At 61.4% G+C, this 15,554-nt stretch carries 14 protein-coding genes and 1 other RNA gene; 8 read left to right on the top strand and 7 right to left on the bottom strand.

Going from position 1 to position 15,554, the window contains the following annotated elements:
- Positions 1-7 precede the first annotated feature (7 nt).
- The 5 genes from mraZ to rnpB form a co-directional block, all read right to left on the bottom strand.
- A complete protein-coding gene (gene mraZ / locus ACN9MW_RS07500; RefSeq protein ID WP_057261932.1) occupies positions 8-436 on the bottom strand; it encodes a division/cell wall cluster transcriptional repressor MraZ in 429 nt (142 codons plus the stop codon).
- 478 nt (positions 437-914) lie between these two features.
- Positions 915-3,137 (bottom strand): collagenase, encoded by a 2,223-nt coding sequence (locus tag ACN9MW_RS07495; RefSeq protein ID WP_426169302.1) that lies wholly within the window; start codon positions 3,135-3,137, stop codon positions 915-917.
- A 98-nt stretch (positions 3,138-3,235) separates the two neighbouring features.
- A complete protein-coding gene (locus ACN9MW_RS07490) occupies positions 3,236-4,009 on the bottom strand; it encodes a PAS domain-containing protein (protein WP_426169299.1) in 774 nt (257 codons plus the stop codon).
- Positions 4,006-5,490: a glycerol kinase GlpK gene (glpK, locus tag ACN9MW_RS07485; RefSeq protein ID WP_426169296.1), complete on the bottom strand. Its 1,485-nt coding sequence runs from the start codon at positions 5,488-5,490 to the stop codon at positions 4,006-4,008. Before glpK ends, ACN9MW_RS07490 begins: the two co-directional genes overlap by 4 nt.
- Before the next feature lie 12 nt (positions 5,491-5,502).
- Positions 5,503-5,834: RNase P RNA component class A (gene rnpB, locus ACN9MW_RS07480), an RNA gene on the bottom strand.
- A gap of 313 nt (positions 5,835-6,147) precedes the next feature.
- On the opposite strand from rnpB, the gene ACN9MW_RS07475 reads away from it, so the two are divergent.
- The 3 genes from ACN9MW_RS07475 to ACN9MW_RS07465 all read left to right on the top strand — a co-directional run bounded on the left by ACN9MW_RS07475 (position 6,148) and on the right by ACN9MW_RS07465 (position 8,740).
- On the top strand, positions 6,148-7,845 hold the full coding sequence (locus ACN9MW_RS07475) for a thiamine pyrophosphate-binding protein (protein WP_426169294.1): 1,698 nt from the start codon (positions 6,148-6,150) through the stop codon (positions 7,843-7,845).
- Between the two features lie 119 nt (positions 7,846-7,964).
- A complete protein-coding gene (locus ACN9MW_RS07470; RefSeq protein ID WP_426169292.1) occupies positions 7,965-8,363 on the top strand; it encodes a hypothetical protein in 399 nt (132 codons plus the stop codon).
- Positions 8,360-8,740 (top strand): hypothetical protein, encoded by a 381-nt coding sequence (locus ACN9MW_RS07465; protein WP_426169289.1) that lies wholly within the window; start codon positions 8,360-8,362, stop codon positions 8,738-8,740. The genes ACN9MW_RS07470 and ACN9MW_RS07465 overlap by 4 nt, the downstream gene beginning before the upstream one ends.
- A 6-nt stretch (positions 8,741-8,746) precedes the next feature.
- Here ACN9MW_RS07465 and ACN9MW_RS07460 read toward each other — a convergent pair whose 3' ends face one another.
- Positions 8,747-9,214: a hypothetical protein gene (locus ACN9MW_RS07460; protein ID WP_426169287.1), complete on the bottom strand. Its 468-nt coding sequence runs from the start codon at positions 9,212-9,214 to the stop codon at positions 8,747-8,749.
- 62 nt (positions 9,215-9,276) lie between these two features.
- Complete coding sequence (locus tag ACN9MW_RS07455; RefSeq protein ID WP_426169284.1) at positions 9,277-10,350, bottom strand: porin; 1,074 nt, start codon at positions 10,348-10,350, stop codon at positions 9,277-9,279.
- 356 nt (positions 10,351-10,706) lie between these two features.
- Between ACN9MW_RS07455 and ACN9MW_RS07450 the strand changes: the two genes are divergently transcribed.
- The 5 genes from ACN9MW_RS07450 (at position 10,707) to rpoH (ending at position 15,546) form a co-directional block, all read left to right on the top strand.
- Positions 10,707-11,657 carry a MerR family transcriptional regulator gene (locus ACN9MW_RS07450; RefSeq protein ID WP_426169282.1) on the top strand — a complete coding sequence of 317 codons (951 nt, stop codon included), beginning with the start codon at positions 10,707-10,709 and terminating at the stop codon, positions 11,655-11,657.
- 50 nt (positions 11,658-11,707) lie between these two features.
- A complete protein-coding gene (ftsY, locus tag ACN9MW_RS07445) occupies positions 11,708-12,751 on the top strand; it encodes a signal recognition particle-docking protein FtsY (RefSeq protein ID WP_426169280.1) in 1,044 nt (347 codons plus the stop codon).
- A 9-nt stretch (positions 12,752-12,760) separates the two neighbouring features.
- Positions 12,761-13,420, top strand: coding sequence for a cell division ATP-binding protein FtsE (locus ACN9MW_RS07440; protein WP_426169278.1), 660 nt, complete (start codon positions 12,761-12,763; stop codon positions 13,418-13,420).
- A complete protein-coding gene (gene ftsX / locus ACN9MW_RS07435) occupies positions 13,417-14,331 on the top strand; it encodes a permease-like cell division protein FtsX (RefSeq protein WP_426169275.1) in 915 nt (304 codons plus the stop codon). The genes ACN9MW_RS07440 and ftsX overlap by 4 nt, the downstream gene beginning before the upstream one ends.
- Before the next feature lie 324 nt (positions 14,332-14,655).
- A complete protein-coding gene (gene rpoH / locus ACN9MW_RS07430; RefSeq protein WP_426169273.1) occupies positions 14,656-15,546 on the top strand; it encodes an RNA polymerase sigma factor RpoH in 891 nt (296 codons plus the stop codon).
- Positions 15,547-15,554 lie beyond the last annotated feature (8 nt).

Raw genomic sequence — 15,554 nt, 5'->3', positions numbered from 1 at the left:
CCGGGCCTCAGAAGGAGAAATCGGACAGGGTATCGGGCATGCCCACCTCGATGGTGGCTTGCTCGTTTTCGGCGCGCTTGACCGGATCCCAGATCTCGAAGTGGGTCAGCATGCCGGACAGCACGACTTCGCGGCCAAGGCCGACAGCGTCGCGCAGTTCAGGGGCAACGAGGATGCGGCCGGCCGAATCCATCTCGACGTCGGCGGCATTGCCCAGCAGGATGCGCTGCCAGCCGCGGGCCGACATCGGCCACGAGGCGATCTGGTCGCGCTTGGCTTCCCAGACGTGGCGCGGGTACATCAACAGGCAACCGTCCGGGTGTTTGGTAAGCGTGAGGCGTCCTTCACACTGGATCATCAGTGCGTCACGATGCTTGGCCGGGATGGACATCCGGCCTTTCGCATCTAATGTGATCGCGGACGCGCCTTGGAACACGACTTAACCTTATCTAAAAAATCCCACAAAACTACACTTTTTCACACTATCGCCCACTTTAGAGGATGCTCACAAGGTGGTCAAGCGATTTTCCCAAGCGAAAACAGCGATTTGTCCAATGAAATTAAGGACTTAGCGGCATTCCTTGAGAAATGGCCGAAGTAAAAACCATTGAGAAATTAGGGACTTATGAAAGATACTGAAAGTGCTACTTCACGTGCAGGGCTGGCCAAACGCTGTAAAAATGACTAAAAATAAATTTGCAAATCAGCGATTGGTTGCCTGAAGACAACGACACTTTATCAATTTAACAACAAGTGCCGTAGACCCGATAACCGGGGGAATGACTGCCTGCCGCGCTTTGCGCGCGATTTCTACCCTCAAAAGAACAATGCCGCCCAGCGTGGACTGGGCGGCAACTTGTATAGACAAATGGCGTGGTCGCCGCTTGCCTACATTATACGGCTTGCGATACTTCTCACTCGTAAGTGACGCCTACCGTGACGCCGCTGAACGGCTGCTTCGCTTCCAGCGTGATGTAATACCACTGGTTGGCGACCGGGCTTGGGATGCTGATATTTTCCGCATTGCCCGAGTTGGTGGAGGCGACATCATAGGACGTGGTGGTCGGGTAGCGGTTCAGGGCCACGTACATGTCCATATTGCCACTGCCGCCAGCGCTCATGATCTTCACGTTTTTCGCCCCGGCCGGCACGATCAGGTGCAGGTAGGTGCGCGAACTGGAAGACAGGTTGCGGATGGCGCAGTTCTTGCCAAGGTAAGTTGGCGAAGCCTGGCCGCTGCAGGTCGGCAGGTTGGATACGCTGTCAGGCAGCGGTGGTTCGCCGGCCGTGGTGGCCGCGTCGGCCCAGGCGGTGAACTCGCTGTCGTAGCGGGTGCCGATGTCGCGCATGAAGTCGTTGTAGCGCGCGTAGTCGCCGACACGGAACTTGGCCAGCACCTGGTCCACGTCGGAACGGTGACGCTCGACCATGAAGCGCGCCGCCATATAGCCCCAGCGGTAGGCGCGGTCCTGGTAGTCGGACATCGAGTAGGTATTGCCGAAGATGTCGCTCAGGCGGTACTTGCGGCTGCGCGCCATGTCGATGGCCGGCTGGTTGTTATTCTTCAGCGACAGGTATTCCGCGATGCCTTCGATCCACCACACGGTCGGCACCGACGTGCCTTGGCCGAAGTCGCCGTACATGTCGAAGCGGCCGTCGATGTAATGAACGAACTCGTGCTCCAGGTTCCACACCTTGAAGGTCGGGCGCAGCCACGACGCCTCGTGGGCAATGAAGCGCGCCTGGTTGCCGAGCACGGAAGGATCGCCTTCCAGGTACATGCCGCCGTTGTTGGTGTCGATACCGTAGATCACGCCGGCGTATTTGCTGTAGTTGGCGTAGTCATCGAACACTACCAGTTCCAGCGCGGTGTTGTTGTCGTGTGCCACCGGGGTGCGGTTGGTCTGCAGCATGGTGTGGGCATAACCCTCTTCCGTCGCCAGTGCGGAGCAGATTTCCTGCACCTGCGCCTGGGTCACGTCCTGTGCGCGCAGGCGCAGGGTCGGGCTGCAGTTGTAGCTGGTCTTCAGCACGGCATTGGCCAGCTGGGCTTCGTAGTTGCACACGCCGTACTGCGCGCAATTGCTGTTGTCGTAGTACTTGACCGCTTGCGCCGCCGCCAGCCACATGCCGCTGTCGGCGCCCAGCATGGTGCTGGTGTTCAGCGTGTTCTGTACCATCGGTTTCACTTGCGGCTTCAGGCCGGCGTACTGCATGAAGCGGAAAGTCTCGTTCGAGGCATCGGTCAACTGGTAGCCGGCATTGGAGTTCAGCAGCGCCGATTTGTTGTTGGTGATGAAGGCGTACAGCGTGTTGGCGTAGGAGATGTCGTTCGACAGCGTGGTGCCGACATCCGGCGATGTATGGCCGCGGAACAGCACGGTCAGCGCGCCGGTCATGCCGCCGCCGGCGCTGTCCTGCTTCAGCGCTTCTGCCGCAGTCGGCCTGGCTGAGGTATTGGTGAAGCGCGCGACGGTCGCTTTCGCGTCCGGCAGGAACTGCACTTCGTCGTGCATATTGGTGACCAGCTTCCATGTTTCGCCAGCGGTGGTCGGCGCCACGGAGTTGTTGGCGTACAGGCCGTTGCCCTGCACCAGGCCGTGGATGGCCATGCGCAGCGGGGCACGCACCGATTCGGTCAGCGCAGGAATGGTGCCGCCGCTGGCCTGGTAATAGCCGGCGCGCAGGTAAAGCACCAGGTTCACCAGCTTCATGTTGGTGCCGTTGTAGCTGGCCGCTTCGCTGGCCAGGCGGCTGGCGACGGCGCTCACGTTGGCGCTGGAATAGATGCTGGCGGCCAGCGCCGGCGCGGCGGAGAACAAGGGATAGGTGCACTCGTAGTCTGGCAGCGTGGCCACGTATTCGGCCAGCGCGGCGCCGCTGTAGCTGGCCAGGGTGTTCATGTCCTTGCACTGCGGCGTTGCGGACATGAGCGTCATGCTGGTCTTCAGGTTGCGCGGCATCAGGTCGTTGCGCGGCTTGCGCGTCGGCGCCAGGTCGTATTTGCTTTGCTCCACCGTCGGCGGCAGGGTTTGCCGCTGGTGCGGTGCGGGCGGCTGGTGCAGCTTGTCGCCGCTGTCCGCGTGGGCTTGCGCGGCGAGCAGCAGGGCTGCTGCGCCGATTGCTTTCAACATCATGATCTCCACCTCTTCTTTATAGTAATGGGAGCGCCCATGCTATCGAGGAGAGGCGGCGCGGCTTCAATCGTGCGCGCCGTTATGGTGATTTCGCTGCGTCAGGCAACGTGAACTGCACAGGCGATGGGCGAAAAAGCCACAGGCGGACGCGCGCCGGAGCCGGTTCGGAACTGGCTTGGCGTATAACCCGTCATCGCCTTGAACTGGCGGCTGAAGGCGCTGTGGTCGGTATAGCCGCATTCGCGCGCGATCTCGGCGATGCTGCGGCCAGGGTAGGCTTCAATCAGCGCCAGCGCGCCTTCCAGCCGCGATTGCAGCAGCAGCTGGCGCGGGCTGTAATGGAAGACCTTCTGGAACAGGCGCTCCACGCGCGCCAGCGACAGGCCTTCCTCGCGCGCCAGGTCGGCCAGGTTCAGCTGCATGTGGAAGTTCTCGCGGATGCGCTGCGCAATGCGCGCCACCTGGCGGTACACCGGGTGCTGTTCATCGACCAGGCCGAGGTCGTGCGAGGTGCCGACCAGGCCGACGATATCGCCCTGCTCGTTGCGCAGCGGGGCTTTATGGGTCAGGCACCAGCCGCGGCGGCGGTTCGGGTACAGGTGCAGCTCCAGGTGCTTTTCGATGGTGGCGCCCATGTCGATCACCTGCCGGTCCTGCGCCTCATAGGCGGCGGCGAGCGGGCGCGGATGCACGTCCATCACCGTCTTGCCGAGGATGTCGGACTTGTTGCGCAGCCCGCAGCGGCGCGCCAGCGTGTTGTTGACGGCCACATAGCGGCCATCGCGATCCTTCACGAAGAAGGCTACTTCAGTCATCGCGTCGAACAGTTTCTCGATCGCGTCCAGCTCCACGTTCCACGGACGGTCCATCATAAAGGTGTCTCCCAAGCTTTGGCGCGCTCTGTGGCGCGATTCCATTTTGCCAGCAACTCGGCCCGCTGGTCATCCCCCATGTTTGGCGTGAAGCGGCGCTCGCAGGCCCATTGCGTGGCGATTTCTTCCTGCGACTCCCAGAAGCCGACAGCCAGGCCGGCCAGGTAGGCCGCGCCCAACGCTGTCGTTTCGGTGACTTTCGGGCGCAGCACGGGCACGCCCAGCAAGTCGGACTGGAACTGCATCAGCATGTCATTGCGGGCGGCGCCGCCGTCGGCGCGCACTTCCGTCACCGGCATGGAAGCATCCTTCTGCATGGCGGCCAGCAGCTCGGCGCTCTGGTAGGCGATCGATTCCACGGCGGCGCGCGCGATATGGGCCTTGTTGCTGCCTCGCGTCAGGCCGACGATGGTGCCGCGCGCATAAGGGTCCCAGTGCGGCGCGCCAAGGCCGACGAAGGCCGGCACCAGGAACACGCCGCCGCTGTCTGGCACGCTGTTGGCCAGCGCCTCCACGTCGCTCGATTGCTGGATGATGCCCAGCCCATCGCGCAGCCATTGCACGGTGGCGCCGCCCATGAACACCGAGCCTTCCAGCATGTAGTCGGTGGCGCCGTCGACGCGCCAGCCCACGGTAGACAGCAGGCGGTTGTGCGAGGTGCGCGGATGGCGGCCTGCGTGCATCAGCATGAAGCATCCGGTGCCGTAGGTATTCTTCACCATGCCCGGCTTGTGGCAGGCCTGGCCGAACGTGGCGGCCTGCTGGTCGCCGGCGATGCCAGCCACCGGAATCGCATGGCCGAACAGCGCGTCGCGCGTGGCGCCCACTTCCTCGCTGGAGGAGACCACCTGCGGCAGCATTTCTTCGGGGATGTCGAACAGGTGCAGCAGGTCCGAGTCCCAGCGCATCAGGTGGATGTTGAACAGCATGGTGCGCGAGGCATTCGATACGTCGGTGACGTGCACGCCGCACAGCTTCCAGGCCAGCCAGGAGTCGATGGTGCCGAAGCACAGCGCGCCCTTGCGCGCGCGTTCGCGCGCGCCCGGCACGTGGTCCAGGATCCATTTGACCTTGGTGGCGGAAAAGTAGGCGTCCAGCTCAAGGCCGGTCGCGTCGCAGATCATCTTTGCCTTGCCGGCGGCGCGCAGCTCTTCGCAGTAATCGGCGGTGCGGCGGTCTTGCCACACGATGGCCGGCGCGATCGGTTCGCCGGTCTTGCGGTCCCACACCACGGTGGTTTCGCGCTGGTTGGTGATGCCGATCGCACGCACCTTCCTGATATCGAAGTCCTGCAGGACCTTGCGGGCCACGGTGATCTGGCTGTTCCAGATTTCGTTGGCGTCGTGTTCAACCCAGCCGGGCTGGGGGAAGTGCTGGGGGAATTCCTGCGCCGCGCATCCTGCGATTTTGCCCTCGTGGTCGAACAGGATGGCGCGCGAACTGGTTGTGCCCTGGTCCAGGGCGAGGATGTATTGAGTCATCTCTCAAGAATTAGTTGAAGCAAGCCGATAGGCCGGATTTTGTTACGGCACCCGAAGGTGCTATGACAGCCATTCCTCTAGGCGACGGATTACTCCGCCGCTCAAGCTTTCTACCCGCACGCTCCGCGAGCAACATCATCGCGTGCCTATTTGAAATTGCACCAGGTGGAGGTTACCGCGTTTCACCGTAACTTAATACGCTCGTCTCTGTGGCCCTATTCCTCGCCTTATACCATTGCTGGCTTTCAGCGGACGGCCGTTAACCGTCACCCCGCTCTATGGAGTCCGGACCTTCCTCCCGCCTCGGTATTTCTACCTCGGCCAGCGGCTGTCTGGCTTGCTTCGGGCGATATTTTACATCATTGGGGTCAGGTCCTGATACCTGACACGGCGAAGCCGTGTTGGGTGTTAGGCCCTGACACCAACATTATTTACCCGGGGTCAGGTCCCGATACCTGACACGGCGAAGCCGTGTTGGGTGTTAGGCCCTGACACCAACATTATTTACCCGGGGTCAGGTCCCGATACCTGACACGGCGCAGCCGTGTTGGGTGTTGGGCCCTGACGCCGTCCATATAATTTGGTGTCGCAAAACCGAAAGCCATTTCCCTAGCACAGGCATAGAATGCCAAATCCATGTATAAGAAGGCAAGTACCATGACGCAAACTCCTCGTTCCGGCGGCCAGATCCTGGTCGATGCGCTGAAAGTCCACGGCACCGATACCGCCTTCGGCGTGCCAGGCGAAAGCTACCTGGACGTGCTGGACGCCCTGCACGAATCCGGCATCCGCTTCATCATCAACCGCCAGGAAGGCGGCGCTGCCTTCATGGCCGACGCCTACGGCAAGATGACCGGCAAGCCAGGCATCTGCTTCGTGACCCGCGGCCCGGGCGCCACCAATGCCTCGATCGGCGTGCATACAGCCTTCCAGGATTCGACCCCGATGATCCTGTTCATCGGCCAGGTCGGCAGCGATTTCATGGACCGCGAAGCCTTCCAGGAAGTCGATTACCGCCGCATGTTCGGCCAGATGGCGAAATGGGTAGCCCAGATCGACCGCGCCGACCGCATCCCCGAATACATTGCACGCGCCTTCCAGGTCGCCACCAGCGGCCGTCCAGGCCCCGTGGTGCTGGCCCTGCCGGAAGACATGCTGACCGCCAAAGCCACCGTGGCCGACACCCGCGCCTACGTGCCGACCCAGGGCGCGCCTTCCGCACCGCAGGTGGCGCAACTGCGCCAGATGCTGTCCGAAGCCAAGCGCCCGATGCTGCTGCTGGGCGGCGGCGGCTGGAATGAACAAGCCACGGCCGACATCCGCAAGTTCGCCGAAGCGAACCACCTGCCGGTCGGCTGCGCCTTCCGTTTCCAGGACCTGCTGGACAACACCCACCCGAACTACATCGGCGACGTCGGCATCGGCATCAATCCGAAGCTGGCTGCACGCGTGAAAGAAGCCGACGTGCTGATCGCCATCGGCCCGCGCCTCGGTGAAATGACCACCAGCGGCTACTCCATCATCGCCTCGCCGGTGCCGCAACAGCGCCTGGTGCACATCCACGCCAGTCCCGAAGAACTGGGCAGCGTCTACCAGGGCGAGTTGATGATCGCTTCCGGCATGCCGCAGGCTGCGGCCATGCTGGCGGCAATGGAGCCGGTCGATGCGAGCGCATGGCGCGACAGCGTCGAACAGGCGCGCGCCGAGTATAACGCCTGGCAGCAGCAGCCCTCGATCTTCAAGGACAACAACGCCCCGCTGAACCTGTGGCAAGTAGTGCAGGAACTGAAGGCCCAGTGCCCTGCCGACACCATCATCACCAATGGCGCCGGCAACTACGCCACGTGGGCGCACCGCTACTGGCCGTATGGCCAGATGCGCACCCAGCTCGCGCCCACCAGCGGCGCCATGGGTTACTCCGTGCCGTCCGGCGTGGCTGCAAAGATCATCGGTCCATCCCGCACCGTGGTGACGTTTGCAGGCGACGGCGAATACCTGATGAACGGCCAGGAGCTGGCCACCGCCGTGCAGTACAAGGCGGGCTTGATCATCATCGTCTTCAACAACCAGATGTTCGGCACCATCCGCATGCACCAGGAGCGCGAGTATCCTGGCCGCGTCTCCGGCACCACGCTGCACAACCCGGACTTCGCCGCAGTGGCGCGCGCCTTCGGCGGCCATGGCGAAACCGTTGCGGCCACCGAAGACTTCGCCCCGGCCTTGCAACGCGCCCTCGCCTTCACCCGCGAGCAAAGCCTCCCGGCCATCATCGAGTTGCGCTACGACGGCAACCTGATCACGCCAGGCGCCACCCTCGACACCATCCGCAAGCAAGCCGTCGCCGCCGGCAAATAATCCCCGCTGCACCCGGCTAAAGGGCTGGCCCGCAATCGCGCGGCCAGCCCTTTGATTTTTCGCCTATCGCTTCGAGCCATTCGGCAGTACGTTCGCTACATCCACGCACGCGAAGGCGTATGATGAACGAACCAATTCGCTGGTTGCTAATTGAAGGAATCGCCGCCCTGTTTGGAGCAGGCGGGCTCTACCTGCTCGTAGGCCTATGTTTCAAGATCGCCGGAAGCACTAATCCGTTCGCTTGGCGCGAAGCTTTTGACCCGCTGGGTTGGCTTTACGGGGCTATCGTGATTGACATTCAATCCATCGTTCGGTTGATGAGCACAAGCGATATTCATCCTGCCTTGACAGCAGGCTGCATCGCTACAGCAGTGTTTTGCTGTGTGTTACTAACCTCCGCGATGCATCTCCGTGGGAGCAAAACTGGCTGGACGCCGACAATGGCATTGAAATCTTTTGCAGGGATACTGGCGGCACTCACGCTTGTTATGGGATATTTCGCGAGAGGAACGATATGATAAGCAAATCATGCAATGACCCATCCAGCAAGATTGGTCAACAGAATGATGTTTTGGTGCTCGAAATCGATCCGGCCATGCTTCGCAAGCAGGATTCACAAATGGAGCTCGTGGAAAGTGCACTCACCGCCGGCCGCAAAGTACTTCTGCAACCAGTCATTCAGTCGCGATACCTACCTGAAACCCCGCACTCCCCCCCGTTAGTCCTGCGAACTATATTCGCTACCGGTATTGGCGTGTTCTTCTCCGGCGTATCGGCAATAATTGCCCCAGACTCCTGGCCCAGCTTTATTGTTGCAGCGATAGTGGGCATGTTCGTCGGCACATTCATTGCAAAGTGGGACGCGCAGCGCAACACAGAAAGCTACCCGTTTTAGTTCCCCTTAACGCTTTGGCGCGGGGCAGGCCTTGCAGGCCTTGGCAGTGCGGCTGAAGTCGCGCACTTTTGACAGCACCATTGGCTGCGACTGGTCGTCGCAATAGCCGCCATCGAGGGTCAGGGTTTCGCCATTGGGCGAGAACTTGCCGCTGATAGTGCGTTCTTCTTCCCCTTCCTGCACGGTGAAGTACATCATCTTGCCGCGCGGGTCGACATTCACGTCGGTCGCCACCAGCGGCCAGCTCAAGCCCCCCGCCGTGTACTCGTAGATCACAGTATCGACCTCGGCAAAGCGCTGCAGCGTGATGCGCTGGCCGCCATATTCACCGCTGCCTTCATGCACGCACAGGTCGGAATAGACCACCATGCCGTAGCGCGGCAGGCCGCCAGCCTTGTTGGCCGCCAGCGCAGCCGGCAAGACAGTCACTGAAGCGAGCAGCAGTGCGCTGCCGATACGATGGGAAGTTTTCATGTCAGCATTGTAAAAAAAAACGGCTGCGCGAGGCAGCCGTTTTTGACCAGGAACAGGCTGGATTAGAAGGTGTGACGGATGCCTACGTTGTAAGCGGAGTCACCGGAGCCGGATTCAGCGTTGTTACCAACGGTGAAGGAAGCGCCGTTCTTGTTCTTGATCTTGCCGTACGACATGTAGGTGGTGGTGCGTGGGGACAGCTTGTGCAGGTAGCCGATTGCGTACTGGTTAGCATCGCGGTTGGCAACTTCACGGTCATCCGCGCGGGCCACGGAAGCCACCAGGGAGCCGGCAGCCGACACAGGAACGGTCGCGCCCAGCAGGTAGTTGCGGCTGTCGGTCGAAGGAGCCACTGCTGCTGCGGTGTAAGCAGTGCCGTTCGGGTATGCAACGCTGTTCAGGCCCTTGTTGGCGTTGAACATGGCGAAGGCTTTCACAACTTTGAAGTCGTAGTTCACGGCCAGCAGGGTGTTGTGGCCAATGTCACGACCGGTCACGACGTTGTTGGCAACGGTGTCGTTGTTGCGGTTGTTGTAAGCCAGGCGGCCTTCGAAGTCGCCGTTCTTGTAGCCGATCGACGCGCCCAGTTGACGGCCGGTCGAGGATTCCTTCTGTTCGCCGGCAGCGTAGAACACTTCAGCGGTGATGCCCATCATGTCTGGGGACTTGTAGTACACCGAGTTGCTGTTACGTACGTTGATGCCGTTTGCTGGGAAGATGTTCTTGGCCGAACCGGACAGGCCAGCCTGGAACGGATCGCCAACTTGTACGAAGGCGTTGTACCAAGGGGTGTACTGGCGGCCCAGGGTCAGGGTACCAGCCGATTTCGACACCAGGCCTACGTATGCCTGACGCTGGAATACGGAACCGGACACGTCGGATTCACCGGTGTCGCCTTTGATGCCGCCTTCCAGCAGGAACACTGCGGACAGGCCGCCACCCAGGTCTTCGGTGCCTTTGAAGCCGATGCGCGATGCATTGGCGACGCCGGAGGACACTTTGGTCACGTTACCGTTCTTGCCACCGTGTTCGGACACGATGCCGGCATCCATGATACCGAAGATGGTTACGTTCGACTGGGCGTAGGCGCTGCCCGATACTGCGAGGATTGCGAGGGAAATCAGGGTCTTCTTCATGATGTGCTTCTTCCTTTTCTTTGTTATCAATCACCAGGGCTCTTCGGCGCTGATCGCCCGCCATTTTATATGATCTCAATATTTCCTGCTATTCACGTAGTAATACGTATTGCAAGATGGCGCCTTTTGCCACAGCAACCGAACAAAATTTATGCAAGCTTCAACATTTTTGTTCAGGACATATTTCACAATTCCGATGCTTTTCGAGGCTAAACTGAGAGCATCATGGTTGTGTCATGGACAAGCGGTTTGAACCCCAGTTTCATAGTGAAACTAGCCTGCACCGCATGCAACTTTGTGCCAGACTTCGGCGTTAGAATGCAGGTCGCGTATCAATCTGGGGGCGCTGTCGGCGAATGAAAACGAGTGCGGTTTCTGTAACAATTCCATCCACGATCAGTGACGTGGAACGGGACACCGGTCTGGCAAAGGAAACTTTGCGCGTCTGGGAACGCCGTTACGATTTCCCCCGCCCTGAACGCGATACGTTCGGGGAGCGAGTCTATCCAAGCGAACAGGTAATTAAATTGAGATTGATCAAGAGATTGATTGATCTTGGCTATCGTCCGGGCAAGGTCATCGGCTATTCGGCCGATGAATTGCAGGCCCTGGCACAAAAAAGCGCCTCCAGCCTGCGCGATGAGACCAGCTTGCCCCATCCCGAGCTGCAATCCTACCTGGAGCTCTGCAAAACCCATCAAATGGAAGCATTCCGCCGCAAACTGACGCAGGCGATGCTCGTCATGGGCTTGAAGAATTTTGTCGTCAACCTGGTTGCGCCGCTGTCCACCTTGGTGGGCGAAGCCTGGGCTTGCGGGCAGTTTGCAGTATTTGAAGAGCATTTATATGCAGAATCGGTGCAGATCGTGCTGCGCAGCGCCGTCTTCTCGGTGCCGCAAGTCAACCACAGCAGCGGAGCGCCGCGCCCGCGCGTCCTGCTGACCACCCTGCCCCAGGAGCGCCACGGCCTGGGCTTGCTGATGGCCGAGGCCATGTTCGCCGCCGAGGGAGCGCATTGCATTCCGCTAGGCGTTCAGACCCCGCTGCCGGACATCGTTGAAGGCGCGCGCGCCATGCAAGCCGACATCGTGGCCCTGTCCTTTTCCGCCACCATGAACCCGCGGCACGTCAACGACAGCCTGCGCGAATTGCGGGCCCGCATGCCGGAACAGGCGGAGATCTGGGCCGGCGGCACCAACCCGGCCTTGCGCAAACGCCCGCCAAGCCATGTGACGGTATGTGAACTGGGCGATATCGGCCCGGCGGTCGCGGAATGGCGGCAGCGCCAACGGCAGGCCCTCAGCTAGCCTCTGGTAGAATACGCGGTTCGATTGAAGGACCCTCTGCCAACCTGTCCATGTTCAGTTTTTTCAAGAAGAAACCGGTCGCGCCGGAAGCCGCGCCGGCCGCCACGCCTGCGGCCCCTGCTCCTGCCGCGCCAGCCAGCGCCGAGACTGCGGCGCCGCTGGCGTTCGAAGTCGACACTGCCGCCAAGCCGGAGCCCAGGCAAGGCTGGATGAGCCGCCTGAAGGCTGGCTTGTCGAAGACCTCCGCCAACCTGTCCATCCTGTTCGTCGGCGCCAAGATCGACGAAGACCTGTATGACGAGCTGGAAGCGGCGCTGCTGATGTCCGATGCCGGCGTCGAAGCCACCCAATACCTGCTTGACGCGCTCAAGCGCAAAGTCAAGGAAGAGAAGCTGCTGGACGCCGCCCAGGTCAAGGAGGCGCTCAAGCAGCTGATGACCAGCCTGCTCCAGCCGCTGCAAAAGCCATTCGAACTGGGCCGCCACCAGCCGCTGGTGATGATGATTTCCGGCGTCAACGGCGCCGGCAAGACCACCACCATCGGCAAGCTGGCCAAGCATATGCAAGCCCACGGCCAGTCGGTACTGTTGGCTGCCGGCGACACTTTCCGCGCCGCAGCGCGCGAACAGCTGATGGTGTGGGGCCAACGCAACAATGTGACCGTGATTTCCCAGGAATCGGGCGACCCGGCGGCCGTGTCCTTCGACGCGGTGCAGTCCGGCAAGGCGCGCGGCACCAACGTCGTGATGATCGACACGGCCGGCCGCCTGCCAACCCAGCTCCACCTGATGGAAGAGCTGAAGAAGGTCAAGCGCGTGATCGGCAAAGGCATGGAAGGGGCGCCGCACGAAACCCTGCTGGTCATCGACGGCAATACCGGCCAGAATGCCCTGGCCCAGGTGAAGGCTTTCGACGATGCACTGCAATTGTCGGGCTTGATCATTACCAAGCTCGACGGCACTGCGAAAGGCGGCATCCTGGCCGCCATCGCCCGCGTACGCCCGGTTCCGGTGTACTTCATCGGCATCGGCGAAAAGATTGAAGACCTGCAGCCGTTCAATGCGGCTGAATTTGTTGAAGCACTGCTCGCATAAGCGGCCTACATGATCGAATTCCAGCACGTCAGCAAACAGTATTCTCCCGACGGTGTCGCGCTGCGCGACATTTCCTTCACCATTGCCAAGGGCGAGCTGGTCTACCTTGCCGGCCCTTCCGGCGCCGGCAAGTCGACCCTGCTGAAGATGATTGCCGCCATGGAGCGCCCGACCTCGGGCAAGGTGCTGGTGAACGGCCAGGACATCGGCGCCCTGAAGCGCGCCGGCATTCCCTTCCTGCGCCGCAACCTGGGCCTGATCTTCCAGGAGCAACGCCTGCTGAACGACCGTTCGGTGCTGGCCAATGTCATGATGCCGCTGCTGGTGACCGGCTCGCCGCGCGCCGCCGCCGAGCAGCGTGCCCGGGCCGCCCTCGACAAGGTAGGCCTGCTGGACCGCGCCGACGGCCAGCCGCTGGCCCTGTCCGGCGGCGAGCAGCAGCGCGTGTCGATCGCACGCGCCATCGTCAACCGCCCGCAAATCATCCTGGCCGACGAGCCGACCGCCAACCTGGACCGCGCCAGCGCCAACCGGGTGATCGATGCGCTGCATGCCTTCCACTCGGTCGGCGTGACTTGCCTGATCTCCTCGCACGATGAACAGATCCTGGACGCCGCGGCACGCGTGATCCATCTCGAACGTGGCGAACTGATGAGGGAAGCCGCATGAGCACCTGGCTGCGCCACCACCTGTTCGCCCTCGGCTCTGCACTGGTGCACGTGCGCCGGGCGCCGGGTTCTTTCCTGTTCAATATCCTGGTGGTCGCGATTGCGCTGGCCCTGCCCTTCATGGGCGTGACCTTGCTCGACAATGTACGGCCGATGTCGGAGCAGATGGCGGTCGAGCCTGAACTCAGCGTCTTCATCAAGGCCGACACGCCGCGCGAACAGGCCACCGGGCTGGCCTCCTCGCTGCGCAACATTGCACCGACGGCCAAGATCATCTTCACTTCGCGCGAAAAAGCGCTGGAACAGCTCAATGCCAAGAGCGGCTTGTCCGACGTGGTCGCCACCCTGGGCGAGAATCCGCTGCCGGACAGCTACGTGGTGAAGCTGAACGCCTTCCAGGACGCGGCCGAAGGCAGCAAGATCGACAGCATCGCCGACCAGATGCGCGCCCTGCCGGGCGTGGAATCGGTGCAAGTCGATTCGGCCTGGGTAAAACGGCTGGCTGCCCTGCTGGGCGTGCTGCGCCTGGCCCTGCTCCTGCTGGCCGCCACGCTGGCCACGGTGGTGGTGGCGGTAGTGTTCAATACCATACGCCTGCAAGTGATGACCCAGCGCGAAGAAATCCTGGTGTCCAAGCTGATCGGCGCCAGCGACAGTTTCATCCACCGCCCCTTCTATTACACCGGCGCCCTGCTCGGCCTGTGTGCCGGCGGCGTGGCCCTGGGCGGCGTGGCGCTGGCCCTGCAGCCCCTCAACCGGGCCATTGCAGAGTTTGCAAGACTGTATGCCTCCGAATTCCAGCTGGCTCCGCTCGATCCCCTGGGCACGGCCGGCCTGCTGGCCCTGTCCGCCGGCCTCGGCCTGATCGGCGCCCTGCTCTGCGTCCAGCGTCATCTTTCCAGGCTAAATTGAAAGTTGAAAGTCGGGGTCAGGTCTGGCAATCCGCCACAATGTGGCGGATTGCCAGACCTGACCCCGACTTTCAACTTCATCGTGCGTACCCGCACGGAGCCGCGCCCCTGCCCGCCTTATCCTGACTTTGATCCAACGCAAGGAATAGCGCTTTGCCGATAGTGTTTTTGCTATCAGAGCCATAAAATCCCAGCAATTGGCACTCACCAAGGGAGAGTGCTAATATATGTTCAGAACGGCATGATAGAGGTTAAGAATCATTTAAGTTCTGTCGTGCATGCTGGTAACTCTGAAAAGCATTCCCTTCAAGCGAGGATAGACAAGATGACCGCAACAAACGCACTGGCACCTGCCGGCAGCAACGCGCTGACCCTTGGCTTCAGCGGGAGCCTGGGCAACCTGGACGCTTATATCTCGGCTGTCAATCGCCTGCCCATGCTGACCCATGAGGAAGAAGTGGCGCTGGGCAAGAGCCTGAAGGAAAAGAACGATATCAAGGCCGCGGAAACGCTGGTGACTTCTCACCTGCGCCTGGTGGTGTCGATCGCGCGCGGCTACCTGGGCTATGGCCTGCCGCACGGCGACCTGATCCAGGAAGGCAATATCGGCCTGATGAAGGCAGTCAAGCGCTTCGACCCCGACCAGGGCGTGCGCCTGGTATCCTATGCCATGCACTGGATCAAGGCTGAAATCCACGAATACATCTTGAAGAACTGGCGCCTGGTCAAAGTGGCCACCACCAAGGCCCAGCGCAAGCTGTTCTTCAACCTGCGCAGCCACAAGCAGGGGCTCGACGCCATGTCGCCGGCGCAAATCGACGAACTGGCCAAGACCCTGGACGTGAAGCGCGAGGACGTGATCGAGATGGAAACCCGCCTGAGCGGCCGTGACATCGCGCTGGAAGCGCCGTCCGACGACGAAGACGACAAGTTTTCGCCCATCGCCTACCTGTCCTCCGACAATATGGAGCCGACCAAGGTGCTGGAAGCGGAACAGGTGGTGCGCCTGCAGTCCGAAGGCCTGGAAACCGCCCTGTCCAAGCTCGACGCCCGTTCGCGCCGCATCGTCGAGGCACGCTGGCTGGCCAACGACGATGGTTCGGGCGCCACGCTGCATACGCTAGCGGAAGAGTTCGGCGTGTCGGCCGAGCGCATCCGCCAGATCGAAGCGGCTGCGCTGAAGAAAATGAAGGGTGCGCTGGCCGCCTACATGTAAGCCTGCAC

The organism is Pseudoduganella sp. R-34 (assembly GCF_049904655.1).
In the GTDB taxonomy this organism is placed as follows: domain Bacteria; phylum Pseudomonadota; class Gammaproteobacteria; order Burkholderiales; family Burkholderiaceae_D; genus Rugamonas.
Note: the sequence above shows the minus strand (reverse complement) of the source record. Positions and strands in the feature narration are given on the sequence as shown.